This window comes from Salinibacter altiplanensis, from assembly GCF_002894645.1.
GTDB classification, from domain to species: Bacteria; Bacteroidota; Rhodothermia; order Rhodothermales; family Salinibacteraceae; genus Salinibacter; species Salinibacter altiplanensis.
Window position 1 is genome coordinate 96,350 of sequence record NZ_NCQY01000004.1, and the last position, 23,638, is coordinate 119,987.

At 64.4% G+C, this 23,638-nt stretch carries 21 protein-coding genes, 1 tRNA gene and 1 pseudogene; 10 read left to right on the forward strand and 13 right to left on the reverse strand.

All coding sequences use genetic code 11. The features are described from left to right. Positions 1 to 35 precede the first annotated feature (35 nt). Genes B7R93_RS15995 through B7R93_RS15645 form a run of 3 tightly spaced genes read left to right on the forward strand, consistent with a single transcriptional unit; the run spans position 36 to position 739 of the window. The gene (locus tag B7R93_RS15995; RefSeq protein WP_262507545.1) at positions 36 to 158 is read left to right on the forward strand and encodes a hypothetical protein; all 123 of its coding nucleotides are present in this window, start codon (positions 36 to 38) and stop codon (positions 156 to 158) included. Beyond that, complete coding sequence (locus tag B7R93_RS15640; protein ID WP_232797944.1) at positions 155 to 463, forward strand: carboxypeptidase-like regulatory domain-containing protein; 309 nt, start codon at positions 155 to 157, stop codon at positions 461 to 463. The genes B7R93_RS15995 and B7R93_RS15640 overlap by 4 nt, the downstream gene beginning before the upstream one ends. 54 nt (positions 464 to 517) lie before the next feature. Continuing rightward, entirely contained in the window at positions 518 to 739 is a 222-nt protein-coding gene (locus B7R93_RS15645) for a hypothetical protein (protein ID WP_232797945.1), read from the forward strand. A 13-nt stretch (positions 740 to 752) separates the two neighbouring features. Here B7R93_RS15645 and B7R93_RS02895 read toward each other — a convergent pair whose 3' ends face one another. Together B7R93_RS02895 and B7R93_RS02900 are read right to left on the reverse strand one after the other, a co-directional pair. Then, positions 753 to 1,121, reverse strand: a complete 369-nt coding sequence (locus tag B7R93_RS02895; RefSeq protein ID WP_103019345.1) for a YraN family protein — start codon at positions 1,119 to 1,121, stop codon at positions 753 to 755. Between the two features lie 21 nt (positions 1,122 to 1,142). Then, positions 1,143 to 1,781 carry a GbsR/MarR family transcriptional regulator gene (locus tag B7R93_RS02900; protein WP_103019346.1) on the reverse strand — a complete coding sequence of 213 codons (639 nt, stop codon included), beginning with the start codon at positions 1,779 to 1,781 and terminating at the stop codon, positions 1,143 to 1,145. Positions 1,782 to 1,985: 204 nt separating this feature from the next. Here B7R93_RS02900 and B7R93_RS02905 point away from each other — a divergent pair, with 204 nt between their 5' ends. Next, positions 1,986 to 2,840 carry an SAM hydrolase/SAM-dependent halogenase family protein gene (locus tag B7R93_RS02905; protein ID WP_103019347.1) on the forward strand — a complete coding sequence of 285 codons (855 nt, stop codon included), beginning with the start codon at positions 1,986 to 1,988 and terminating at the stop codon, positions 2,838 to 2,840. A 44-nt stretch (positions 2,841 to 2,884) separates the two neighbouring features. Continuing rightward, positions 2,885 to 4,186: a hypothetical protein gene (locus B7R93_RS02910; protein ID WP_103019348.1), complete on the forward strand. Its 1,302-nt coding sequence runs from the start codon at positions 2,885 to 2,887 to the stop codon at positions 4,184 to 4,186. Positions 4,187 to 4,189: 3 nt separating this feature from the next. On the opposite strand, the gene B7R93_RS02915 is transcribed toward B7R93_RS02910, so the two are convergent. The 4 genes from B7R93_RS02915 to secD form a co-directional block, all read right to left on the reverse strand. Beyond that, on the reverse strand, positions 4,190 to 5,593 hold the full coding sequence (locus B7R93_RS02915) for a sensor histidine kinase (protein ID WP_103019349.1): 1,404 nt from the start codon (positions 5,591 to 5,593) through the stop codon (positions 4,190 to 4,192). A 96-nt stretch (positions 5,594 to 5,689) separates the two neighbouring features. Continuing rightward, positions 5,690 to 7,009, reverse strand: a complete 1,320-nt coding sequence (locus B7R93_RS02920) for an adenylosuccinate synthase (protein WP_103019350.1) — start codon at positions 7,007 to 7,009, stop codon at positions 5,690 to 5,692. 57 nt (positions 7,010 to 7,066) lie between these two features. Next, positions 7,067 to 7,978, reverse strand: a complete 912-nt coding sequence (gene secF, locus B7R93_RS02925; RefSeq protein ID WP_103019351.1) for a protein translocase subunit SecF — start codon at positions 7,976 to 7,978, stop codon at positions 7,067 to 7,069. Between the two features lie 60 nt (positions 7,979 to 8,038). After that, positions 8,039 to 10,003: a protein translocase subunit SecD gene (gene secD, locus B7R93_RS02930; RefSeq protein WP_103019352.1), complete on the reverse strand. Its 1,965-nt coding sequence runs from the start codon at positions 10,001 to 10,003 to the stop codon at positions 8,039 to 8,041. Positions 10,004 to 10,651: 648 nt separating this feature from the next. Here secD and B7R93_RS02935 point away from each other — a divergent pair. Both B7R93_RS02935 and B7R93_RS15650 read left to right on the forward strand, forming a co-directional pair. Beyond that, positions 10,652 to 11,485: an alpha/beta hydrolase gene (locus tag B7R93_RS02935; protein ID WP_103019353.1), complete on the forward strand. Its 834-nt coding sequence runs from the start codon at positions 10,652 to 10,654 to the stop codon at positions 11,483 to 11,485. Between the two features lie 373 nt (positions 11,486 to 11,858). Then, a pseudogene (locus tag B7R93_RS15650) lies at positions 11,859 to 12,218 on the forward strand (DUF779 domain-containing protein). Between the two features lie 10 nt (positions 12,219 to 12,228). On the opposite strand, the gene B7R93_RS02945 reads toward B7R93_RS15650, so the two are convergent. The 3 genes from B7R93_RS02945 to B7R93_RS02955 all read right to left on the reverse strand — a co-directional run bounded on the left by B7R93_RS02945 (position 12,229) and on the right by B7R93_RS02955 (position 15,633). Then, positions 12,229 to 12,960: an SIMPL domain-containing protein gene (locus B7R93_RS02945; RefSeq protein ID WP_103019354.1), complete on the reverse strand. Its 732-nt coding sequence runs from the start codon at positions 12,958 to 12,960 to the stop codon at positions 12,229 to 12,231. Between the two features lie 126 nt (positions 12,961 to 13,086). Beyond that, a complete protein-coding gene (locus B7R93_RS02950) occupies positions 13,087 to 14,649 on the reverse strand; it encodes an asparagine--tRNA ligase (protein WP_198598562.1) in 1,563 nt (520 codons plus the stop codon). A gap of 120 nt (positions 14,650 to 14,769) precedes the next feature. Beyond that, complete coding sequence (locus B7R93_RS02955; protein WP_103019355.1) at positions 14,770 to 15,633, reverse strand: UbiA prenyltransferase family protein; 864 nt, start codon at positions 15,631 to 15,633, stop codon at positions 14,770 to 14,772. A gap of 256 nt (positions 15,634 to 15,889) precedes the next feature. On the opposite strand from B7R93_RS02955, the gene pckA reads away from it, so the two are divergent. Further along, on the forward strand, positions 15,890 to 17,497 hold the full coding sequence (gene pckA, locus B7R93_RS02960) for a phosphoenolpyruvate carboxykinase (ATP) (RefSeq protein ID WP_103019356.1): 1,608 nt from the start codon (positions 15,890 to 15,892) through the stop codon (positions 17,495 to 17,497). Positions 17,498 to 17,931: 434 nt separating this feature from the next. On the opposite strand, the gene B7R93_RS02965 is transcribed toward pckA, so the two are convergent. Then, positions 17,932 to 19,323, reverse strand: a complete 1,392-nt coding sequence (locus tag B7R93_RS02965) for a cryptochrome/photolyase family protein (protein WP_198598563.1) — start codon at positions 19,321 to 19,323, stop codon at positions 17,932 to 17,934. 271 nt (positions 19,324 to 19,594) lie between these two features. After that, a tRNA-Ala gene (locus tag B7R93_RS02970) sits at positions 19,595 to 19,667 on the reverse strand. Between the two features lie 205 nt (positions 19,668 to 19,872). On the opposite strand from B7R93_RS02970, the gene dapB reads away from it, so the two are divergent. Further along, the gene (gene dapB, locus B7R93_RS02975; RefSeq protein WP_103019358.1) at positions 19,873 to 20,613 is read left to right on the forward strand and encodes a 4-hydroxy-tetrahydrodipicolinate reductase; all 741 of its coding nucleotides are present in this window, start codon (positions 19,873 to 19,875) and stop codon (positions 20,611 to 20,613) included. Positions 20,614 to 20,670: 57 nt separating this feature from the next. Next, complete coding sequence (gene dapA, locus B7R93_RS02980) at positions 20,671 to 21,576, forward strand: 4-hydroxy-tetrahydrodipicolinate synthase (protein WP_103019359.1); 906 nt, start codon at positions 20,671 to 20,673, stop codon at positions 21,574 to 21,576. Positions 21,577 to 21,622: 46 nt separating this feature from the next. On the opposite strand, the gene mreD is transcribed toward dapA, so the two are convergent. Together mreD and dacB are read right to left on the reverse strand one after the other, a co-directional pair. Next, on the reverse strand, positions 21,623 to 22,090 hold the full coding sequence (gene mreD, locus B7R93_RS02985; protein WP_103019360.1) for a rod shape-determining protein MreD: 468 nt from the start codon (positions 22,088 to 22,090) through the stop codon (positions 21,623 to 21,625). Between the two features lie 48 nt (positions 22,091 to 22,138). Next, a complete protein-coding gene (dacB, locus tag B7R93_RS02990; protein ID WP_103019361.1) occupies positions 22,139 to 23,572 on the reverse strand; it encodes a D-alanyl-D-alanine carboxypeptidase/D-alanyl-D-alanine endopeptidase in 1,434 nt (477 codons plus the stop codon). Positions 23,573 to 23,638 lie beyond the last annotated feature (66 nt).

Consider the following 23,638-nt stretch of genomic DNA (forward strand, 5'->3'; position numbering starts at 1 on the left):
CACGTCTCGCTGCGGTTCTATTCGTCTTGGTGTATGTGCCTGGTGCCGCGCCAGGGCCGTCCACCGGCATCATTGAAGGAAACGTGCTCGAGGCCGGCTCGAACGTGCCCCTGCCCCGCACTCACGTCTTCGTGGTGGAGTCGATGCAGGGACCGTGACCGATTCGACCGGACGCTTCCGGCTAGAGGGCGTCCGTCCGGGCCCGAAGCGGCTGTACGTATCGCGGGTGGGACACGAGCAGCGCTCCCTCTCCCTCCATCCGTCTCTCAATCCCCTCTCGGTGGTGACCGTGCGCCTCCGCACCGAGGTGCTTTCCTCTCCCCCGGTCACGGTCTCCGCAGAACGGGACGAGGAGTGGTACGAGCACCTGGGTCATTTCAGGCGTCTCTTTATCGGGGGCTCGGATCAGGCGGAACAGTGCACGCTCGTGAACCCCGAGGTCCTGCGATTCGACGACAAGTGATGGGGCCGGTTCGAAGCGTGGGCCCAAAAGCCAGTCATCATCGAAAACCGGGCCTTGGGCTACCGTGTTACCTACTTCCTGAAAGAGTTCGAGGAGCGAGGGTCCGTGGTGCGGTGGGACGGCGAGCCGCTCTTCAATCCTCTCACGCCGCGGGACTCCACGGAAGCCGCCCGGTGGCAACGAAACCGCCTGGAAGCCTGTCGGGACTCGCTCCGCCACTTCCTCCGCGCCCTCATGGCCGAGCGCCTGCCCCGCGAGTACGAGCCGCCGAGGTAGCCCGACCGGCCGTTCATCCGCCCCAAAAGGCGTTTTCGTAGTGGTGGACCTCCGGCGCCCCGTTGGTCAGCATGACCGTCACGACGTCGAATCGGGCCGGGGCCCCTTCTGACTCGTGCTCGTGAAGGTATCCCCGCGCCACGTGTTGGAGGGCCTCTCGTTTCTTCTCGGTGATCGACGCTTCCGGCGCCCCAAATCCCGTCCCGCTCCGGGTCTTCACCTCCACAAAAACGTACTCCTCCGCGCCGGTCTGTCGACACACCAGGTCCACCTCGTTGCGTTCGTGCCGGTAGTTGCGCTCCAAAATCTCATAGCCTGCCTCGTCGAGCCGAATGGCGGCGATGTCTTCCCCGCGGTTCCCGATGTCGTTGGTCGTTGCCATGGCGGGCAGGGGAGAGTTCCGTCAGGATGGGTCGGAAGAGTCGACAGAGGAGGCAGTGCTCTCGGACTCGCCCAGCCGGCGCGCCACGGTGAGCAGCTGCTCGATCTGTTCGGTGTCCCTGTTGCGGACGAGCGGCAGGAGGGCCTCGGAGACGCCTTCGAGCACGTTCAGGAGGCCGATGAGGTTGGTGAAGCGTTGGTGGAGCGCCCGCTCGGTGTCCGGATGGTCCTCGATGGATTCGCCGGCCTCGACTAGCAGATCAGCGCACTCTTGAAGGCGCGACCGGACGGGATGCACCTCTCGATGCTGACGTTCTTCGATGATACGGGCGGTAATCTGCCACACGTCGGTCTCCGCCCGGTAGTAGTCTTTGCGCGAGCCGGAACGGTGCGTTTTGTCCACGAGGTTCCAGTCGACGAGCGATCGCAGGTTCATGTTCGCGTTGCCCCGGCTCACACCCAGACACTCCATCACCTCGTCGGTGCTGAGGGGCCGCCCTGCGAAGTAGAGCAGCGCGTGGATCTTCGCCATGGTGCGGCTGATCCCCCACGCAGATGCCATCTCCTCCCACAGGGCGACGAACCGGTCAAGAGCGTCCCCAGCCCTAGAGTTGTGGTCAAGGCTCAGCGGATCCGGGCCAGCGGACTCAGGGGACGACATGGACGGAGGTGTGTTGTTGACTGCCGGCTTTTCGAAGAAAATGAACCGGAGTGAGGTACCAACTCCTAAATCCCTCCGAATTGTTTCTCTTCCGCGGGACAGGCCTACACATCGCGCCCCACGGTTCGTACACTCCTGCACGGTACGGATGTACCGCCCCGGCTGCCTCGTTGACGGAACACTTTCCCACGCCGCTCTAGGTCTATGTCCGCCCCCACCCGGCCCTCCCCTCCCATTGTCACCCTCACGACGGATTTTGGCACGGAGGATGCGTACGTGCCAGCGATGAAGGGAACGATGCTCTCCATCTGCTCGGACGTGCGGCTCGTGGACGTGACCCACGAGATCAGCCCACAGGACGTGATGGAGGCAGCCTTCGTGCTGCAGTCGGCCCGCCCCTACTTTCCGGACGGAACCGTGCACCTAGTGGTGGTGGACCCGGGGGTCGGCACTGAGCGACGCGCCGTGGCCCTTCGTGCCGAGGGACAGTGGTTCGTCGGCCCCGACAACGGAGTCTTCCCGCTCGTCCTGGATCAAGCGTCGCCGGAGGCCCTCGTGGAGCTTGACGATCCTGCCTTCTGGCGGGAGACGTCGCCAAGCACGACGTTTCACGGCCGCGACATCTTCGCGCCCGCCGCAGCACACCTCGCCGACGGACGGTCCGTGGGCGCCCTCGGAACGTCCGTCGATGAGCTTGAGCCGCTCCGGTGGGCCCGGCCGTCCACCGGCCCCCAGACGGTGCAGGGCTGGGTGGTGCACGTGGATCACTTCGGCAACTGCATCACGAACATCCGGCGCTCCACCCTGGCCCAGGCCGCCGGTCTGGGGAATCCGGAGCCGCCGCTCGACGCCTTCCCGCCCCTCAAGACCTACGCGGGCAACACCACCCTACAGGCGCTCCATCCCACGTACGGGGCGGTCCCGGAGGGCGACCCGCTTCTGCTTTTTGGAAGCACTGGCTGCCTGGAAATCGCCGCCAATGGGGGGAACGGCGCCGAGCTACTGGACATACGAAAGGGCGATTCCGTAAAAATTGTTCTTGAAGAACCATCCGAGTAGTCCTGGTCTCGGGTGTGTTCTCTGCGCTTTCCCTCAGGCATCCCATGGCTCTCGCGTCCACGTCGCCCGACCGGCCGTCTCCACTGGAGGCCCTGAACCTTCTCTACCCACTCGCCTGCACACTGGTGGGGAAGAAGGCCGCCCCCTCCCTCCTCGTCCGGGTCTACGAACAGGGGGCGGACGCGCGTCCAGAGGAGGGCCCCGACACGCCAGAGGACTGGCTCGCTCTGCTCCTGCGGGAGGCCCCAGAGAGGAGCCGCGAGCAGGGAGCCGCGCGCACGCCCGGGGCCACTTCTTCCTCAAACACAGACTCGCTCCGGCGCGACACAGCAGAGCGCCTCGCCCGCAGCACCCTGCCCATTGCGCTGGCTACCTGTTCGGCGGCGGAGCAGTTCGTCCTTGTTCTCAGTGCCTCTCAGTTGTCCCAGGCGACCGGCCCCAACCAGTCCAGCACCCTCTTTGAGGAGCCACTCCCGACCGACCCGTCTGCCTTACTGCGGGAACGGCTGCGGGCGATACTGTCCGCCCCCGAGGCGGACCTCATCGACGAGACGCTCGCCGACCCGGACCTGCAGGCGGTACTGCGCGACGTGCTCCACGATCACTTTGCCCCGATTCCCAGCTCACTCCGTGCTCGTCTGCGGGCCACCCTGCGATCGTCGTCCTCGTCCTCGTCGGCCGGGGCCCAGGAAGCGGAGGAGGAGGAGGAGGAGGAGGAGGACGCCGGGCCAAGCGCTTCCCCGTCTACGCCAAACGACGCGTCGGACCGTCTGGTCGACCGGCTTCCCTCACGTCCCGGGCCCCGAGCCCTAGGGGTTGTCCTGCTACTGGGCATGCTCGTCCTGGGCGGCGGGCTCGGGGTGTCGTACCTCACGAACTCCGCGTCTCCCTCTTCCGCTCCCCCGCCGTCCCTAACGGCCTTTTCCGCGGAGCAGGTCGGGGCCGTGACGCCCGAACGCACGACCACGCAGCCGGCCGCCGCGGAGGCCTATCTGGACTCGACCTGGGGCCGTCGGGTGCGCCTTCCCTCCATCGAGGACACACAGGTACAAGGGGTCGGGCGGCTCCGAGCGACCGACAACGCCGAGATTCCCGTTGTGCTGTACACCGGTGGGAAGGGCGCCCAGATTGCCGCGTTCGTGTACAGCTATGCCCTCCTCGACCGGCTCGACGGCACCGCGCGGCTGGACGCCCAGCTCCGCGGTCAACTGACTCAGCGCAACCGGCTCGTCGCGGACGAGCAGCCCTCCGGCAATGGCCTTCTATGGCGCGACCGGGCCACCGTCTTCGTGGTCGTCTCGCCCACTCTGGCCCCCGACACACTCCGGGCACGCGTACAGCCGTAGCCCCTACGCCGCGTCCGCGGCGGGAATCTCGATGCGGAAGGTCGACCCTTGTCCGACCGTCGACGATGCGAGCTCAAGGCGTCCGCCGTGGTAGCTCTCGATCACGCGACGGGCGAGGCTCAGGCCCAGGCCCCACCCACGCTTCTTGGTGCTGTAGCCGGGCCGGAAAATGTTATTCCACTGCTGCCCCTCAATGCCCTGCCCCGTATCCTGCACCTCGATGAAGACCTGGGCCTCTTTCTCCCAGGCCGTCACCGTGATGCGTCCCTCCTCGTCCTCAATCGCGTCGAGGGCGTTCTTCAGAAGATTCTCGAGCACCCACGCGAAGAGCTCCTCGTTCGCCTCAGCCGGAAGGCGGTCGGGCAGATCCACAGTCAGTGCGATGGACTGGCCCTGCTGAGGGATGCGCCGGCGGAGGTAGCGGGCCGTCTGCTCGATGATCGGCCCCAGGTCACAGCGCTCAAGCTTCGGCTGCGAGCCGATGTCCGAGAACCGATCCGCGACGCGCTGAAGCCGCTCCACATCGTTCTCAATCTCCGTCAGCGCCCGCTCGCGCTGGTCCGTCGGCAGATCGGGGGTGCGCAGCATCTGGATCCATCCCATGAGGCTGGACAGGGGCGTTCCGAGCTGGTGGGCCGCCTCTCGCGCCATTCCCATCCAGAGGCTGCTCTGCTCGCTGCGTCGGATGTAGGAGAAGCCAAGGTACCCCACCATTACGAACAGCCCAACGAACACCAGCTGCACCCACGGGAAGATGCGCAGCTCCGTGATGAGGGCCGACTCGTCGTAGAACACGTACTGCGTGAGCTGCCCCGCAGAAGTTCCGGCCTCTCGTCCGGGGGCGTCGGACACGTCGATCCGAACGGGGATGGGCTTGAAGGCCGACCGCATGTCCTCCAGCTCGTCCCGGAGCTGTGCCTGAACCTCCACGGAGTCGGCCGCCGGAAGGGGTGTGGCGGCGGTGTCCGGCACCCCCACGTTCTGCCAGGAGAGCGGCCGGCGGCCCGTCGAGTCGGTGATGATGGCCGGGACGTCGAACTGGTCCGGCTGCAGGATCTCATTCAGGATGAAGTTGAACTCCCGCGTGGGAGGCATGGCGCGCGCCCAATCGACCGACTCACGCAGATCGGAAAGCCGCTTTGTGGAGAGGGGGGCCGCGACAGGACGACCTTCCAGGGACTGCAGAAGCGAGTCGAGCCGACGAAATTCCTTCCGGTACGGATTCGCTGCCTGCTGGGTCTGCACCACCTGCTCCAGGGCATCGGCCCAGAGCTGGATGACCGCCTGCTCACGTTCCTGCAACCGGTCGACGAGCCGCTGGGTGTACCAGAGCGACGCCACCGCGATGCCGACGGCAAACACAATGAGCCCAAGCTTGAGCTGGACCGACCATCGGTAGGCATTCATGACACCGCCGGGTTGTGCGCGTGTGGGGCCATCCCGAGAAGTGGACGCACGGGCCCAATCTTCCCCACGACCAGCTGTGCCCGTCTGTCTCGGGCGCTAGGCCGCGGCCATCGGCTGCACGTCCGTGATGATCTGGCTGCGGCGCGGCCCGTTCGAGACCAGCCCGATCTCCACATCGAGGTAGTTCTCGACGAAAGCGAGGTAGTCCCGGGCCTCCCGCGGCAGGTCCTCGACGTGACGCACACCAGAAATGTCGGCCTCCCACCCCGGTAGGGTCTCGTACTGGGGCTCCACCCGTGTCAGGTTCTGTGGCTCACTCGGAAAGCGCCGGGTGACCTTGTCGTCGTACCGGTACTGCGTGCACACCTTCAGCTCATCGGTCCCCGAGAGGACGTCGAGCTTGGTCAGGGCCAGCTCGCTGAAGCCGTTGACCATGCAGGTGTACCGAAGGGCCACGAGATCGAGCCAGCCGCACCGTCGGGGACGGCCTGTCGTCGCCCCAAATTCGTCGCCCTTTTCCCGCAGATCCTCGCCAACCTCCCCGTCGAGTTCTGTGGGGAAGGGCCCGTTGCCCACGCGCGTGCAATACGCCTTCGCGATGCCCAGCACACGGTCGATCTCGGTGGGCGAGACGCCGAGTCCGGTGCAGCACCCGCCGGCCGTGGGGTGGCTGGAGGTGACGTACGGGTAGCTGCCAAAATCGACATCGAGGAGCGATCCCTGAGCCCCCTCGGCCAGCACGCGGGCCCCGTCGTCGAGGGCGCGAGACAGGTACGCCGAGGTGTCGGTGACGTAGTCGTCAATTTTGTGATCGAACTCGACGTACTCCTCCACAATGCGGTCGACGTCCAGTGCCTCGGCATCGTAGACGTCCCGAAGGATGGCGTTCTTCTCTTCGATCGAACGGCGGAGCTTTCGGCGCAGCACATCCTCGTCGAGCAGGTCCACGACCCGAATGCCGGTGCGGGCAAACTTGTCGGTGTACGCGGGCCCAATTCCGCGGCCGGTCGTTCCAATCTCATCGTCATCGTCGGCCGAGGCCCGTTCCTCTTCCTGCGCCGCCTCAATCGCCTTGTGGTACGGCATGATGAGGTGGGCATTGTGGGAGATCTTCAGCCGCCCCTCCACGTCGACGCCCAAAGACTTAATCTTCTCGATCTCCTCCAGGATGGCCTTCGGGTCCAGCACCACGCCGTTCCCAATTACGCAGGTGACCCCTTCGTGAAAGATGCCGCTCGGCACGAGGTGAAGAACAAATTCTTCGGTCTCTCCCTCCTCGTCCCAGACGATGGTGTGCCCCGCGTTGGCACCGCCTTGATAACGAGCAACAATGTCCACATCCGGGCTCAGAAGATCAACAATCTTCCCCTTTCCCTCATCCCCCCATTGGCTTCCAATTACGATAGATACTGGCATGGTACACGGTGTCGGTTGAGCAAGTAGGTCAGTGTCGTTTTCCGCGCTCCATCCGCACTACGCCGCACTCTTTTCGAGACGGCGATTGAGCTCCACAATCGTGGGGGACGCGACGAAGATCGACGAGTAGGTCCCAATAATCACCCCAATGATGAGGGCAAACGAGAAGCCCCGTAGGACCTCTCCCCCAAAGACGAAGAGAATCGTAACCACGATGAGAGTGGTCACCGACGTGACAACGGTCCGACTCAGCGTTGCATTGATCGACCGGTTCACGATGACATCGAAGGTCTCTGTCTTGAACAGATTCACGTACTCCCGCACCCGGTCGAAGACCACGACCGTATCGTTCAGCGAGTACCCCACGATCGTGAGAAACGCAGCGATGAGGGACTGATCGACCTGGACGGAGAATGGCGCGATGCCGGCCAGCACCGAGAAAATCCCAAGTGTGATTATCACGTCGTGCACCAGGGCCGCTACGGCCCCAAGACTGTAGCGCCATTCAAAGCGCACCATGATGTAGAGGAACACCACGAGAAGGGCCCCCAACACGGCGTAGATGGCCCCCCGTTTCAGGTCCTCCGCAAAGCGCGGCCCCACCACGTTGGTGCTTTCAATCGCAATGTCGCGGCCCGAGAACTGCCCATTGAGGGCCGTCAGTAGTTGGTTCTCCATCATCGTAATGTCCCCGTCCCCGGAAACCCGAATCAGGTGCCCGGTGTCTCCGAACCGTTTCACCTCCGGCTCCTCCTCAAACGACTCCATCAGGGCGGAGCGGACGTCGACAGTGTTCAGGTCCGTCGTATTGCCCACGACAAACTCCATCCCACCGCGGAAGTCGATGCCCAGGGCCAGCCCCTTCGTGAGGAGTGAGAGAATGCTAATGGTCAGCAGCGTTCCCGAGATAATATAACCGATGCGGCGGTTCGGGATGAGGCTGTAGTCGGCGTTCTCAAAAAGACGCATGATGATCCGTCGTTGAGGAAAAATCCCGTCGTGATGGCAGCCCAGTGCAGAGACAGGGGCCTATCCGTAGCTCACCTGCATCCGGCGCTCCTCCACCAGGTAGTCGAAGAGGATGCGGGTCACGATGATTGCCGTAAAGAGGGAGGCGAGAATCCCGGCCATGAGCGTGACAGCGAAGCCTTTGATCGGGCCGACGCCGAAGGAGTACAGAATGACGCCCACGAAGAAGGTCGTGATGTTGGCATCAAGGATGGCGCTCAGGGACTGCTCGTAGCCAGCGCTGATGGCGGCACGGAGGGTCTTCCCAGTGGCCTGTTCCTCCCGCACTCGGTCGTAGATGAGCACGTTCGCGTCCACGGCCATCCCGATTGTGAGAACGATGCCGGCGATCCCGGGAAGCGTGAGCGTGGCCCCGAAGCCGGCCAGAATGCCCAGGATCAAAATCACGTTCAGGAGCAGTGCAACGTCGGCCACGACCCCCGCCGTGCGGTAGTACATGATCATGAACAGAACGACCAGCAGAAATCCGGCCACGACGGAAATGAATCCGGCGCGCGTGGACTCCTCTCCGAGGCTGGGCCCCACTGTCCGTTCCGAAATGATGTTCAGGTCTGTCTGGAGCCGCCCGGACTGTAGCACCGTCACGATGTCTTGCGCCTCCCGTCGCGACTCCAGACCAGTGATTTCTGTGCGCCCCCCCGAAATTCGGCTCTGGATGTTCGGACTCGAGTACACGATGTCGTCCAGGACGATCGATACCCGGTTTCCGATGTTTGCCGCGGTAATCCGGTCCCACCGCCGGGCCCCATCCGAATTCATCGTGATGGAGACCTTCGGTTCGTTGGTCTGACGGTCGAACTGGACAGAGGCCTCCGTCACCACCTCCCCGGTCAGCTCCGGCTCCGCCCGAACGGCCAAGAGGTGAAACGCCTCGCGCCCGTCCTCGGTCGTCAATACGGGACTGGCCGTCCACATGGGCTCGATGCCCGGGGGAAACATCTTCTGGACCGACGGGTCCCCGAGAAGCTCATTGACCCGCGACGTGTCGGACGCAAAGGCCCGTCCGATGATCGGCTGGTCTTGGCCCGGCATGGGCTGCATCACGGCTAGAATCGAGTTCTGGGGGCCCGTCTGGGCGCCCTCTCCGGGTTCCGTGAGGGCCGTTCCCTGCTGACTGCCGGACGACGCCTCTTGCCCCGAGGCCGCCGCCAGCTCGGTGCCCTCCGTCACTTCGGACGTATCCGAAGAGGTGTCCGCTGCGGCCGTGTCGGCGGCCCGGGCCTCCGCGATGCGGGCGGAGTCCTCCGCGGTCGGCTCGTAGTGCTCAATGATGCGCTGCACCGATTCTCCCAGCCGCTGGGGCTCCGACATGAGGTGGAAGGTGAGCTGCGATGCGCTTTCCAACAGGTCTCGAACCCGTTCTCGGTTGCTCACCCCCGGGAGCTCCACCACAATCCGCTCGTCGCCCTGCCGCTGAATGGACGGCTCCGTTACCCCGTACTGGTTAACGCGGTTGCGAACCACTTGAATTCCGTTCTGAACGGCGGCATCCGCCTGAGCCTGGAGATACTCCTGTACCTCGTCGTTCGACGAGCGTCGTGTGATGTCCTCCCCCTGGTTGCGGAAGTAGCGGGAAAGGCGACCGTCCGGATTTTCGGCCTCGAAGGCCTCGACGAAGGCCTCCACGACCGACACATTCTCTTCTCCTGCCCGCTGCTCTGCCGCCCGGAGGGCTCCCTGGAATGCCTCGTCTTTGTTGACCGCCAGCTGATCGAGGAGATTTCCAATCTCCACCTCCAGTGTCACGTGCATGCCGCCTTGAAGGTCGAGCCCCAAGTTGAGGGAGCTTTCGTCGACCTGGTCGAGCCACTGACGGTTTTCGGCCTCGTACTCCACCCGTTCCTCCTCGGCCATGTTGTTCATCTTGTAGCCGACGTACAGGTTCTGCACCGAGGGAAAGAGATAAAACCCGCACAGCCCGACGAAGAAGATTGTGAGTCCAACTCGAAAACCGTTCCCCTGCATGGAAGACACTCGCTCAATTCAAATAGAACCAAAGTGGGAGACGGGCCCGTTCGCGATGCCGCCACAGCGGTCCACGAGGAGATCCCGTACGAATTCTTTCTGCACGGCCCTCCTCTTCACCAGCGCTCTGTTCGGGGCGGGCCTTCGGGACGAAAGCGGAGGAGCACTCCTACGGGCCCAACGGGCGAGATGCGACCAGCACACGGGCCAGCCGCCGAGCCTGAAGGGGAAGCAAAACGGCCCGTTCTGCCGGCGTATCTTTGAGGATCCGGGACTGAGGGCGAAGGGATTCCCAAATGGGCCGCTGCTCTTGTCGTGCACGCCGGCCTTTAGACACCGCCCATTGTGAGAACTGCTGGACGAGTCGGGCAAGCCTCCGGAGCGGCGACGCAAGGAACGCCGGGCAGGTCCAGAGCAAAAGAAGGAGACGCATGAAAGGGGCTTGCCGTCTACAGCGAACTTAACGGTTACCAGAAATAACAGGGTCACCGCAATTGTTTCCCCGACGGAGATCGTTTCTTCTTCTCCGTCTCAAATTGTTGGGGGTTTCACCCACCCAGCGGTGTGCTTTCTCTCGGTCTTCCTCCTGCATCTGACGTTCCCCAGGACGCGTCTGTACGTTTCCGTTCTCCTCATTCCTCCGTCCCGATGCCTTCCGCCGATACATTCCGTACGTACGACGGCCTCTCACTCACGACGCGACGATGGACGCCGGGCCCACCCCCGAAAGCCCACGTGCTCCTGGTGCATGGCTATGCCGAGCACTGCGGCCGGTACGACCACGTCGCAGAGGCCCTCGTGGCCCAGGACGCCGCCGTCCACGCCTACGACCAGCGGGGCCACGGGCGCTCCGAGGGAAAGCGCGCCTACGTGGAGCACTTCGGCCAGTACCTCGCGGACCTCGACGCGTTTCGCCTCCACGTCGCGCCCCCGGACGACGTGCCGGTGTTTCTCTTCGGTCATAGCATGGGCGGACTTGTCGCGCTGCTGTATGTCTTGAACCGTGATCCCGACATCCGTGGCCTCGTGCTCAGCGCTCCGGCCATCGAGATCAACCCCGACCTGGCTCCGCTCCTGCGCCGTGTGGCTCAGGGCCTGGGCCGCCTCGCCCCCACCCTTCCGACCGTGCGCTCCCCTCAGGGGGCCATTTCTCGAGACCCAGCGGTCGTCGAAGACGCGCGGAACGACCCGCTCAACTACCACGGCCGGACCCTCGCCCGTACCGGGGCCGAGCTCCTTCGGGCCGGGGCCGAGGCCCAGCGCCGTCTCCACACGTTGAGCACCCCGTTTCTCGTGTTTCACGGCACGGCAGATTCTCTTGCCTCTCCGGGCGGGAGCCGCCGGCTTTACGAGCGGGCCTCCGCCTCGGACAAGACCCTCCGCCTGTACGACGGCCTCTACCACGAGGCCTTCAACGAGCCCGAGCAAGAAGAGGTGCTCCAGGACCTTGGTGGCTGGCTGAAGGCCCGTCTTTCCTCCTGAGTAGGTCGGCCAAACAACGTTGAAAATCGTCATTCCGAGCGGAGCGCTGGGAGCGCAGTGACCGAGTGCTCCTGGAGGGAATCTCTCGGAAGAAGGGCGGGACGACCCCTATGAGCAGCCTCCGCTTGATGCAAAAAGATTCTTCAACGCCCTCCTCTCACTGTTCGTCGATCGCTCAGAATGACTCTTGCGTAGCCGTATGTCTTCGGATCTACTTAGTGCCCGTGTGGGTGCGTCCCGTACCCGCCTTGGGGCTTGTCGTCCTTGATTTCGTCCCGGCGCCCGGCCCCCAACGGACCTCGCTCCTCCCTTCTCTTTCCGATTTCGTCCTTCTCGGCCATGCCTTCTCTCGCTCGCCCCCGCTCGCGTTCGCGTGCCCGAGGACGCCAAAGCGGTGATCGATCACCTCCGCGAGCGGTACGGCCCGCTTCTGTTTCACCAGAGCGGGGGTTGCTGCGACGGCTCCGCCCCCCCCCTCTGCTACGAAGAAGGCGGCTTTCGGGTTGGGACGAGCGATGCGCAGCTCGGCGAGCTCCACGGCTGCCCGTGCTAGATGGCTCGCGACCAGTTCGAATACTGGGAGCACATGCAGTTGACCATCAATGTGGAAGAGGGCCGCGGGGCCAGCTTTTCCCTGGAGATCCCACTCGGGGTGCGCTTTGCAATCCGCTCTCGCCTCTTCAGCGACGACGAGTACGCCCGTCTGACGCCGGTGGCGCAGGCCTCCTCCTGACCGGCCCGGCTCAGTCGGTCCGGAGCTGAAACACCACCTGCACCCGGGCCGAGACTTCGATCTCTCCGGCGGCGTACGCCTCCGGCTCCGCCTGGGCGGCGTCGCTGGCCTTCGTCATCTCCATCCGGGCCACCCGCGGCTGTGGGCGCACGCGATCAACGTTCTGCTCGTTGATGGCCTGCACAGGCCCGAGCTGGGCATCGAGCGTCTCGGCCAGCAGCCGGCCCTTCTCCTCCGCCGCGAGGGCGGCCTTCCGCAACGCGTCGTTGCGCACCTGCGACCGGTCGCGGAGCTGGTAGTCAATACCGTCGAGCTGGTTCGCGCCCCCCTCCACGACACCGGCCACGAGGGGAGGCAACACCTTGAGTCGGTCAAGCTCAGCGACCACCTGGCGGGTTGCCTTGTAGCCCATGAGCTCACGCCGGTTCTTCTCGTCGTTGTACTCGTACTGCGGCTGGAGGCGCAGGCTCTCCATGCGCATCTTTTCCTCGGGGACGTCCAGGTCGCGCACCGCATTCATCGCGGTCTGGGCCGCCGTCGCGTTCTGCGTCCGGGCCTCCTCGGCGGACTCGGCCCGCGTGACCACCCCGAACCGGACGACGGCCCGGTCGGGCTGGGCGGTGACGCTGCCCTTCCCGCTGACGGTGATGGCAGCGGAGTCATCATCCTGGGCCGCCGCGGGGCCTACGGCCATGCCCACAGCGAGGAAAACAAGCGAGACGAATCGGAGGCGAAGGGCCATGGCGACAGAGGGCTGGGACAAGATTTGATTAAATCCGGGCCGCAAAAACGGAGTGGGGGACGGAATTCGTACCGTCGCGGCACCCATTCGGGCCCCTGGGCTACCGGGACGCCGGATGTTTTTTTCTCACGGATGGAGGCGCGCAATCGTGCGCGGGAAGGGGATCGTTTCGCGGACGTGATCGCGCCCGGTGATCCAGGAGACCGTACGTTCCAGCCCCAGCCCGAAGCCGCTGTGGGGCACGGCCCCAAACGTGCGGAGGTCGAGGTACCAGTCGAAGACCTCTTCCGGCAGGTCGTGCGCATCGATCTGCTCCTTCAGAAAGTCGAGGTCGGTCGCCCGCTCCCCACCGCCGATGATCTCACCGTAGCCCTCCGGCGCAAGCACGTCGATTCCCATCGCGAGGCGGTCGTCGTCTGGGTCGCGTTTCATGTAGAAGGCCTTGATCTTGGCGGGAAACCGGTGGACGATGACGGGGCGGTCGAAGTGCCAGGTAAGCACCGTCTCGTCGTTGCCGCCGAAGTCTTCGCCCCACTCGAAGGTCTGGGCCGACTCCTTCCAGTCCGGCAGGTTGCGGAGGGCCTCTTCAATCTCGTCGACCCGCTTGTTGATCTCGATCTCTCGGGCGTCGATTTTGCGCTTCACGTGTTTCTTCGCCTGCCCGCGGCGCGTCTGGTTCTCCTCTTTTTCCTCCAGGAGCTCCGCCTTCTCTTCCTTGAACGCCTCGATGCGTGCGTCAATCATCTCGGCCGTCTCGTCGCTGCGGAGCAGCCCCACCGCCTCGTCGTAGCTGATACGGGGAAATGGCGTCTCTACTTGTTCGAGGGCGGTTGTATCCCGGCCCAGCGCCTCCAGCTCCTGCTCACAGTCGTCAAGGACCGCCTGCACGATGTGGGCCACGAAGTCCTCGGCAAGCTGGGCATTCATCTCCAGGTCGTAGAACGCCATCTCCGGCTCGATCATCCAGAACTCGGTAAGGTGGCGCCGGGTGGCCGACTTCTCCGCGCGGAAGGTGGGGCCGAACGTGTAAATCTTGCCGTACGCCATCGCCATGGCCTCCCCGTGCAGCTGCCCGCTCTGGGTGAGGTAGGCGCTCTCATCGTCGAAGTAATCGAGCTCAAAGAGCGTGGAGGTCCCCTCCACCGCGTTCCCCGTCAGGATGGGGGCGTCGGTCTGAAGGAAGCCGCGCTCCTGGAAAAACGCATGGATGGCCGTCTCGACGCAGTTTCGGATGCGCATGACCGCCCACTGGCTCTCGCTCCGCAGCCACAGGTGACGGTGCTCCATCAGAAAGTCGATCCCATGCTCCTTCGGGGTAACGGGATAATCCCCCGACTCCCCAATCCGCTCGATGGCGTCGACCTGAAGCTCGTACCCGCCCGGCGCCCGCTCGTCCGCACTCACGGTGCCGGTGATTTCGAGGGCGGCCTCCTGCCGCACGTCATCGGCCACGGCCCAGCTGTCGGTGTCCACCGCGTCCTGCGGCACCACGCACTGGACGAAGCCGGAGCCGTCGCGCAGGATCAAGAACTTGATGCCCCCGGAGCCGCGCTGGTTGTGGAGCCAGCCCTTCAGGGTAACCGTCTCGTCGACGTGATCGGCAAGGGCCTCGATGCGGGTGAAGTCCTCGATGGTCCCGCCCTCGCGGTCGGGACTGAGCGTCGGGGCGGAGGAGTCGGCGTCGGACATGCGTCGTGGAGGTGTGGGTGAGAACAGGTGATGGGCGAAGAGGAATGGCGTGCGGGGGAGGACACACCGTCCACGTGATACACCGGCGCGGGCTGAGGTTCCTCTCTGCGGCAGCCTTTGTCAGACGATCATCCACGCGGCAAGCGCGGGGATCAGGGGCCACGCCACTATCAGGTCAGCGAGGAAGGCATTGCGGGGCCGCGACAGATTCCACCCCCAGACCATGGCCCCCATAAGCAGGAGACCCAAGGCATCAATCCCGACGAGCACCGGCGTCGCCGCGACAGCGGCCCAGCCCATGGCCCCGAGGGCGGCCACGACGAGCCCCCCTGTCGCGCCCCACCGGACCCCCGGCAACGTCCATCGCGTCGCCCACGGCGCAAGCCCGGCCTCACTATCGCCCCCCCGGTCCTCCCAGTCCGCAAGCAACAGATTCGGCAAGATGAACAGCGTACGGTACCCGACGAAAAACAGTGTTTCTGCACCAATCGGGGCCCCAGCCTCCACGAAGGGAAGCAGCGCCCCGCCCGCGGCCCAGGTCGCGGCAATGGCCCCCGGCTTTGCGAGCCCGATGAGCACAGGTCGGGAGCCGTCCCACGGCCAAACGTGCAGGGCCGCCACACTTCCCAGCCCAGCCGTGCACAAAAGGGTTTCCCACTCCAAGTACGGCAGCAGTGCTCCGCCCAGCGCAAGAAGCCCCCCCGTCTCGATGGTGAGCCAGTCGCGGTGCGATTGGCTCCACGCTACACGTTCGGGCCGGTTGATCCGATCTTCGGGAGCGGTGCCCCACCCCCGGTCGGCCGCGTAGACCAGAGAGGCGCCGCAAAAGCCCACGGCCAACAACGGAAGGTCGACGGGCAGGCCGAAGAGGCCATGGGTTCCCATCAACAGCGCCACGGCCACGCCCCCCACCGAGGACGGGTCGTAGTACAGAGCCGCCACCAGCCCAAACCTCGATGGCCCGACGGGACGTGGGGATGACATATGGGAAAAAGTGCGTCGTGGATGCCGCCCTATCCCAGCGCGTAGTTTTCAACAATAGCGTAAAGTCATACCGCACTCTCCCCGTGCCCTTCCATCCCGGAGGGACCCCAACGAATTGTTCATGGCAATTCTCCCACGAAACAATTAGAATACGTATTGAGGAAACCGGAAGCGCTTCCGAAAGCCACTTTGTCTCCCGCATCCCACGCGGGAGGTGCCCCTCACACGGATTTTGCGGACCAACTCGATGCCACCGATGTCCATTCCTAGCCGCGTAACGTCTCACCTCCACTCTCTGCAGCTCGCCCCCGCGACGATACACTACGACCTGAGGCGGCCCCGTCTCTACGAGGAGGCCCTCGACCGCAACGAGGGACAGCTTGCCGCAAACGGACCCCTCGTGACCCGTACGGCTCCCTACACCGGCCGTAGTCCCAAAGACCGCTTCATCGTCCGGGACGCATCGGTGGCCGACCAGATCAACTGGGGGGACGTGAACCAGCCCACGGACCGCTCCACCTTCAACCACCTTCACGAGCGGATGGCCGAGCACGCCGAAGGCCGCGACCTCTTCGTGCAGGACCTCTACGCTGGCTGGGACGAATCGTATCGCCTCCCCGTCCGCATCATCACCGAAAAGGCATGGCACAGCCTGTTTGCCCGAAACATGTTCGTACGGCCCGACGGCCCTGTGCCCGACTCGTTTGAGCCCGGCTTCACCGTGGTCGACCTCTGCGAGTTTGAGGCCGACCCGGAGCGAGACGGGACGAATTCTGAGGCCGCGGTCTTTGTCGATATGGGTCAGAATCTGATCCTGATTGGCGGCACCCACTACGGCGGCGAGATTAAGAAGTCGATCTTCTCGGTTCTCAACTACCTCCTCCCGGACGAGGGCGTACTGCCCATGCACTGCTCCGCAAATGAGGGCGAGGACGGCGGCACGGCGGTCTTCTTTGGGCTCAGCGGCACCGGCAAGACCACCCTCTCGGCCGACGCGAGCCGCTCGCTCATCGGCGACGACGAGCATGGCTGGAGCGACCGGGGCGTCTATAACTTCGAGGGCGGCTGCTACGCAAAAATGATCGACATTACCCCCGAGAGCGAGCCCGAAATTTACGGCACGACGGAGGAGTTCGGGACGATTTTGGAGAACGTGATTGTGGATCCCGACACGCGCGAGCCGGACTTTTCGGACGATACGATTACCCAGAACACACGGGGGTCCTATCCCCTCTCGACCCTCTCCCACACCGCCGAGGACGGGCAGGGGGATCACCCGGACCACATCCTCTTCCTGACGTACGACGCGTTCGGCGTACTGCCCCCGGTCTCCGAGCTTACCCCTGCGCAGGCGAGGTATCACTTCTTGAGCGGCTATACGGCCAAGGTCGCCGGCACCGAGGCGGGGGTGAGCGAGCCGAGGGCCACCTTCAGCACCTGCTTCGGCGAGCCGTTCATGGTGCGCGATCCGTCGGTCTACGCCGAGCTCCTCGGCGAAAAAATTCGGCGACACGACGTCGACTGCTGGCTCGTGAACACAGGCATGACGGGCGGCCCCTACGGCGTCGGCCACCGGGTTGAGCTCGACCACACACGGGCTATGGTCAATGCCATCCTGGACGGCACCCTGGCGGACGTGTCCTGCACCCCCGATCCCATGTTCGGCCTTTCCATTCCAGAACGGGTGCCCGGCGTTCCCGATTCGGTCCTTACGCCGCGGCAGACATGGGACGACCCACAGGCCTACGACCGGCGTGCCCGCGAACTGGCAGAGGCGTTTGCGGACAACTTTGAAACGTACGCCGGGCGGGTGAGCGAGGCGGTTCGTACCGCCGGCCCATCGCTCGAAACGGTGCATGGCTGACGCTGCACGGCTGATGGTCGGGAGCATTTGCGGATCCCGACGGTACCGCAACGTGTCTTTAGTGACAGAGAGCCACGACCACGCTCTCTCGGCGAATCGGTCCTTCCAAACTGCACCCCACGATTCCAGTCCGCTCCATGAGTGGATGCCCCGTTCATTCCAGCGACGACGCGGCAACCGACCGACCCAGCGGTGCGTCTGCTAGCATCCGATGGGACCTTGTCTTCTTGATATTGGCGGTGGGGATGCTCACGCTAGTCCTCGCGGTCGGCCTGCAGTCGCCTTAGGCATCCCGGTGGGGTGAATCGGTCTCTTCTATGGTCGCCCTGTGCAGTACATGCGACGTGTTTCGGATGTGGGTTTGGCAGCAGGGCAGTTCATCGACCGGCTACCGACCAGCCAGAGTCGGTCCCACTCAGAAGGAAGCCGCAGCCTCACCGCGACTTTCCCGAGGCTCGACCGGCCTCTTCAAACGCGGCCTTCGCACGGTGATAGGCGTCGTTCCGATCCACAATTGGTGCCGGGTAGCCCGGAGCAGCCCCCGAAAAGTCCACCTGATTGCCGGAGGTCAGACGCCCAACCTCAACGTCCCGCAGCTCCGGCACCCAGCGCTTGATGTACTCGGCGTCCGGGTCGTGCTTTTCGGCCTGGGAGTAAGGGTTGTATATGCGGAGTCGGTAGTCGGTGCCCACCGAGGCGGCCCACTGCCAATTGCCAGCGTTCACGGCGGGGTCGTAGTCGGTAAGTGTCCGCGCGAAATGTTGTGCGCCCCAGCGCCAGTCGACGAGCAGGTCCTTCGTGAGAAAGCTGGCCACGACCATTCGGGCCCGGTTGTGCATGTAGCCGGTGTCGCGAAGCTCGCGCATGCCAGCATCGACAAAGGGCACGCCCGTCGTGCCCTCGTGCCACCGGTCGAACTCGCCCCGCTCGTTGCGCCACGGCATGTACCGGCCGATTGGGCGAAGCGAGGTGGTGAGCTGCTCGGGACGGTGGAACAGGAGGTGCGTGTAAAAATCCCGCCAGTAGAACTGGCTGATCAACTTGTGATAGTCTTCGAATGCCTTCTTCACAACGTAGAGGGACTCCCGGACCGAAATGGTGCCGAACTTGTGATGCGCCGACAGGGCCGTGAGCGACTTCTGCGCCGGCTGGTGACGAGCGTCTTGGTAGGAGCCGAGCGCCTCGATTTCTTCAAGAAACGCGATCCCCTCCGTCCGTCCCCCCTTCGCTCGGAGGGAGTCTGTGGAATGGCGGTCGTACTCCTCCAGACGAATCGTCTCAACCGGAAGGGAGCCGTCACAGAACGGCCCGTCTATCGTGCCTCTTGGCCTCGGGGAAGAGACAGACTGCGCGTGTCTTCGGAACGGCGTGAAGGTGTGATACGCCCCGCCCCCATCGGCCTGAACCTCTTCGGGCTCAGTGAGAAGCAGCGCATTCGACGACCGAAACTGTGCGCCTTCTGTCCGGCACATCGAGCGCAGCGTGTCGTCCCGGCGCCGCGAGAACGGCGTGTAGTCTCTGTTCACATGGACCGCCGAAATGACTCCCTCAGAGACGAGCCCGGAAAGAACCTCGCTGGGGGCGCCCTCAAAAACAAAAAGCCGTCCCCCTCGCTTCCGCAAACGCCGCCGAAGCTCTTTCAACGAGCGGATCATGAACGCAAACGCGTGCTCGCTGAAGAAGGAGTTTTGTTCGGGGTCGCACTGTCGCGGGTCAAAGATGAAGGCCGGAACGACTTCGTCCGATTGACGACACGCCCGAGCCAGCCCGGCGTTGTCGGCCAGTCGGAGGTCACGACGAAACAGGAAGAGACTGCGGTCTGGCACTGTGTAACAACAAGCGTCTGTGTAAGAACGAGCCTCCGGAAAGAGCCCCCCATCGGCCCGGCGGGCGCAACCGTCTTGGGGGGGCCTCCGAAGACATTCTTCGGTTCCGAGCCGGGCCCGTTCCCCCAAAGTGCGCGACAGGAGGCAACCTTGGACTCGTACAGGCGCCGAGAGATGACTGGACGTCCCTGCAAAGACGCGTTCAGGCAACAAAAAAGGTGTCCCAGAGCCGCGGGGCGGGGGGAGGGTCACGGCTCGGGACACCCAAAAGTGGAGCCACGGGGATTCGAACCCCGGACCTCTTGCATGCCATGCAAGCGCTCTACCGACTGAGCTATGGCCCCAGGTGGGCCTTCTTTATTTGCGATTGCACTGTACTGCAGCTCTTTTCTCACGTTCCGGGACGACGGAGCTTGGAAGTCGTTTCATCGAATTTGTCCGGGCCCGCCACGGGAGCGTCACGGGGAGAAGGCGGGGTAACAAGAAGGCGTGCCGGCACGTACGGGCGCCTGGAGACTCTCACGCATCCGTTCATCATTCAGTCCCTCCATGAAGCTCGCGCTCGTTGGCACCGGACAGATGGGACAAGCCGTCGCAAGAGAGGCCGAGGCCGAATCCCATGAGGTCGTCGCCCGCTTTCATTCTGATCGGCCCTTCCTGGACGCCTCCCGCTCCGACATCGAGGACGCCGACATCGCCGTCGATTTTTCGCTCCCTGAGCTGGCCGTTCCGCATCTCCGGCGCTGCTGCACGTGGCAGGTGCCGGTGGTGATGGGTACGACCGGGTGGTACGACGCGCTTGATGAGGTAGAGGCCCTCGTCCGCCAGCATACCGCCAGCGTGCTGTACGCCCCGAACTTTTCGATCGGCGTCGCGGTGCTGTCCCGGACGCTCGACCACGTGACGGGGCTCATGGATGAACTCGACGAGTACGATGCGTTTGTTCAAGAGATGCACCACACGAAGAAGGCGGACAGCCCCAGCGGGACGGCCCAGATGCTCGCCGAACAGATCGTGGACGGGCTCGCCCGCAAGGACCAGGTCGAGCCGGAGGCCCAGCACCAGCGGATCGATCCGTCGGCCGTGCACGTCACCTCCACCCGCGCCGGCACTGCGTTCGGCGAACACACGATTGGGTTCGACAGCCCCTTCGACCGCGTTGCCCTCCACCACCGAGCAAAGAATCGCCGCGGATTCGCCGTCGGCGTCCTGCGGTCCGCAGAATGGCTCAGCGGGCGCACCGGGCTCTTCACGCTGGACGACGTGCTGGACGACTGGCTCAACGGCTGACCGACCCCTCCCGTTGACCCTTTTCGCTTTCCACACACCCCCCTATCCTCTTCCTCCATGGCACACGACATGCTCTTCCGCGGCGCCGCCCCCGCTCTCGTCACTCCTTTTACGCCCGACGATGCGGTCGACGAAGCCGCCTTCCGCCGCCTGATCGATGCACAAATTGAGGGCGGCGTCTCCGCCCTCGTCGTACTGGGCACCACCGGTGAGAACCCCACGATTACGGAGGACGAACGCCGCCGGATCGTAGATGCCGCCCTGAAGGCGGCGGACGGACGGGTGCCCGTCGTCGTTGGCACCGGCACGAACAACACCGACGAAAGTGTCGCCTTCTCGAACGCAGCGGTGGACGCCGGGGCCGATGGCCTGCTGGTGGTGGGGCCCTACTACAACAAGCCCTCCCAGGCGGGCTTCGCGGCCCACGTTCAGACCATCGCGGCGGCCGCCGAGGCGCCGATTATTCTCTACAACGTGCCCGGTCGCACGAGCTTCAACATCGCTCCCGAAACCGCGCTGCACCTGGCCGAGGAAGTGCCCCAGGTGGCCGGGATCAAGGAGGCCTCCGGCGAGATCGAACAGATCGACGACCTTCTGGCCCACCGACCGGACGGCTTTGGCGTCTACTCGGGCGACGATGAGATGACACTGCCCCTTCTTGCCATGGGGGGCGATGGGGCGGTCTCTGTCATTAGCAACGCCCTTCCGGAGCACTTCTGTGAGCTCGTGGAGGCGGGGCTCAACGACGACCTGGCAACGGCCCGCGAACGACATGCCGAACTGCTTCCGGCCATGCGGGCCTGCTTCCTGGAGACGAACCCGGTGCCCATCAAAGATGTCTGCGCCGCGCTTGGCTGGATGGAGCCGCACGTGCGCTTGCCCCTCACGCCGATGGACGAGCGGTCTGCGGTTCGCCAGCACGTGCTGTCGGCGTTCGACGACCTGATTGACGTCGCCGCCTGATGCGGCCCCGCTCCGTCTCTTTGTCTCGTACCGGCACGAGGGCTCCTCACCGCGCAAACAGCGCACCCATTCCGCCCACGACGGCCGTGTAGCAGGCCGAGCCGAGCCACAGGCCGTACAGCAAAAAGCCCGTTGTGGCCTGGGTCTGCAGTGCAATGAGCGCAACAAAGAGTCCGTTGTGCAACAGGGCCACCACGAGACTTCCCAGCAGGGCCTGCTGCGGCCGGATGATGAGGGGCGTATGCTCTTCTACCGCAAACCGGCCCACCAAAAACCCAATCAGGGCCTTGGCGAACATGTGGATGCCCCATGTGCCGTAGGCCACGTCCAGGGCAAGCCCCAGTCCCGCCCCCGTCAGCGTGCCGCGCCGTCGCCCCTCCCGCAGCGCGTACCATCCGAGGAAAAGGAGCACGGCGTCGGGGTACGCTCCGTAGATCCGCAGGCGACCCACAATGAGCCATTGCAGCCCAAAGACCCCAATCGCAGCGAGAAGTCGACGGGCAGAACGCGACATACAACCAAAGAAACAACCGACGCGACGTGTGGGGAGCCTGCGGGGCCGTCAGGACGGGGGGGCCGTCAACAGCCGAACGATGTCGTCCATTGTGTGGGTAATCTGGTAGGACGGGCCGGTGTAGTTGTTGGCGAACAGGACAAACGCCACACTTCCCCCGTCCGGACGCTCGGCGTATCCGCTCAGCCCTCGGATGAAGGCCAGGGACCCGGTTTTGGCCTGTACGGGCGTTTGGCCCAGACGCCTGCTGAGCGTGGTGTTGCGTTCTCCCCCCCGCGCAATCGACGCCCGAAAGGCCTCCCCCGCCGCATGGGCATCCATGCGGGCAAGGAGCCCCCGGAGGGATCGGGGCGTGACGAGGTTTTTGCGGGACAGTCCGGACCCATCGTTGAGGGAGAGTGCCCGCGTGTCGATGCCGGCCCGCCGCAGAAACGACTCCGTGCGCTGGATGCCTCCCCGTATGGATCCGCCCCATCCGTATGTACGAAGGATTTGCTCCGCGTAAAAGTTGTTGCTGCGCTTATTGGTCTCGGTGACGATCTCGGCCAGTGGAGGCGACACGTATACAAACAAGGGGGATCCCTCCTCGCGACCCCCATCGAGTGCATCGGCGTCGACGAGTTCCAGGTCCGTCTCGATGCCGGCAGCCCGAAGACGCTTCCGAAAGATGCGGAGCGTGAAGGCCGTCGGATCACTCACCGGCACGTTGCGCACCCCTCCGTAGGACCGTGCGACCGAGCCGGTCAGCACAATCTTGTTCGTGGAAAAGGTGCGATTGATTAACAACGTGCTTCCCCGCCACCGCTCGCTCGTCACGGCTTCGTTCTGCACCGACAGCACGCCCTCGGGCTGGATGCGCACCTCGGGCGGGGCCCCTGGCTTCGTGGCTCGGACCGTGACGGGCACCGTGTTGTCCCGATAGCTCAGCCCCCCGGCACGGACGCCGATCTGTTGGCCCTTTTGCCGGGTCAAGTACCCGACGCTCCAGCCGTCCGGGTAAAAGCCATCCAGAAACTCTTGGTCGTCTCCGATGAGACGCCCTTCAATCCGACGGACCCCCATCTCGGCCAGCCGATTCGCCCACTCGCGAAGGGGATCCGTGCGCTTCAGGGCCGTGCTCCCAAACGTCGGATCTCCAGATCCAACGAGGCGCAAATCTCCCCGCATCACCGAGTCCTGGGTCGTTCCGTTGAAGGAAAGCGTCGTCTCGTACCGGTGCTCGGGCCCCAGCAAATCGAGCGCCGCCGCCGTCGTGAAGAGTTTCTGGTTGGATGCCGGCAGAAATCCTTTGTTCTCGTTTCGTTCGTACAACAGGCTGTCTGCCTCGAGGTCGTAGACGCTAATCCCCCAGAACGCGTGGGCAGCACGGGGCTCTTGCAGCAGCGAATCGATTCGGGCCGGAAGGGGCTGGGCAACGGCTCGTTTCGGCAGAGCCCCCGCCACGAGCAAAATCCCGACTACAAGAACGCATCGGTGATGCATATACGGCAAGCAGTTGAGGTCGCAAACGCGGACGGCGGCTGGAACCTTCCTTTATGATCCATGGTT

Excerpts from the sequence above, each read along its gene's own strand:
- B7R93_RS02895 (WP_103019345.1), bottom strand. The coding sequence starts at position 1,121 with ATGGCAACGACCAACGACATCGGGAACCGCGGGGAAGACATCGCCGCC.
- B7R93_RS02900 (WP_103019346.1), bottom strand. The coding sequence starts at position 1,781 with ATGTCGTCCCCTGAGTCCGCTGGCCCGGATCCGCTGAGCCTTGACCAC.
- B7R93_RS02905 (WP_103019347.1), top strand. The coding sequence starts at position 1,986 with ATGTCCGCCCCCACCCGGCCCTCCCCTCCCATTGTCACCCTCACGACG.
- B7R93_RS02910 (WP_103019348.1), top strand. The coding sequence starts at position 2,885 with ATGGCTCTCGCGTCCACGTCGCCCGACCGGCCGTCTCCACTGGAGGCC.
- B7R93_RS02915 (WP_103019349.1), bottom strand. The coding sequence starts at position 5,593 with ATGAATGCCTACCGATGGTCGGTCCAGCTCAAGCTTGGGCTCATTGTG.
- B7R93_RS02920 (WP_103019350.1), bottom strand. The coding sequence starts at position 7,009 with ATGCCAGTATCTATCGTAATTGGAAGCCAATGGGGGGATGAGGGAAAG.
- secF (WP_103019351.1), bottom strand. The coding sequence starts at position 7,978 with ATGCGTCTTTTTGAGAACGCCGACTACAGCCTCATCCCGAACCGCCGC.
- secD (WP_103019352.1), bottom strand. The coding sequence starts at position 10,003 with ATGCAGGGGAACGGTTTTCGAGTTGGACTCACAATCTTCTTCGTCGGG.
- B7R93_RS02935 (WP_103019353.1), top strand. The coding sequence starts at position 10,652 with ATGCCTTCCGCCGATACATTCCGTACGTACGACGGCCTCTCACTCACG.
- B7R93_RS02945 (WP_103019354.1), bottom strand. The coding sequence starts at position 12,960 with ATGGCCCTTCGCCTCCGATTCGTCTCGCTTGTTTTCCTCGCTGTGGGC.
- B7R93_RS02950 (WP_198598562.1), bottom strand. The coding sequence starts at position 14,649 with ATGTCCGACGCCGACTCCTCCGCCCCGACGCTCAGTCCCGACCGCGAG.
- B7R93_RS02955 (WP_103019355.1), bottom strand. The coding sequence starts at position 15,633 with ATGTCATCCCCACGTCCCGTCGGGCCATCGAGGTTTGGGCTGGTGGCG.
- pckA (WP_103019356.1), top strand. The coding sequence starts at position 15,890 with ATGTCCATTCCTAGCCGCGTAACGTCTCACCTCCACTCTCTGCAGCTC.
- dapB (WP_103019358.1), top strand. The coding sequence starts at position 19,873 with ATGAAGCTCGCGCTCGTTGGCACCGGACAGATGGGACAAGCCGTCGCA.
- dapA (WP_103019359.1), top strand. The coding sequence starts at position 20,671 with ATGGCACACGACATGCTCTTCCGCGGCGCCGCCCCCGCTCTCGTCACT.
- mreD (WP_103019360.1), bottom strand. The coding sequence starts at position 22,090 with ATGTCGCGTTCTGCCCGTCGACTTCTCGCTGCGATTGGGGTCTTTGGG.
- dacB (WP_103019361.1), bottom strand. The coding sequence starts at position 23,572 with ATGCATCACCGATGCGTTCTTGTAGTCGGGATTTTGCTCGTGGCGGGG.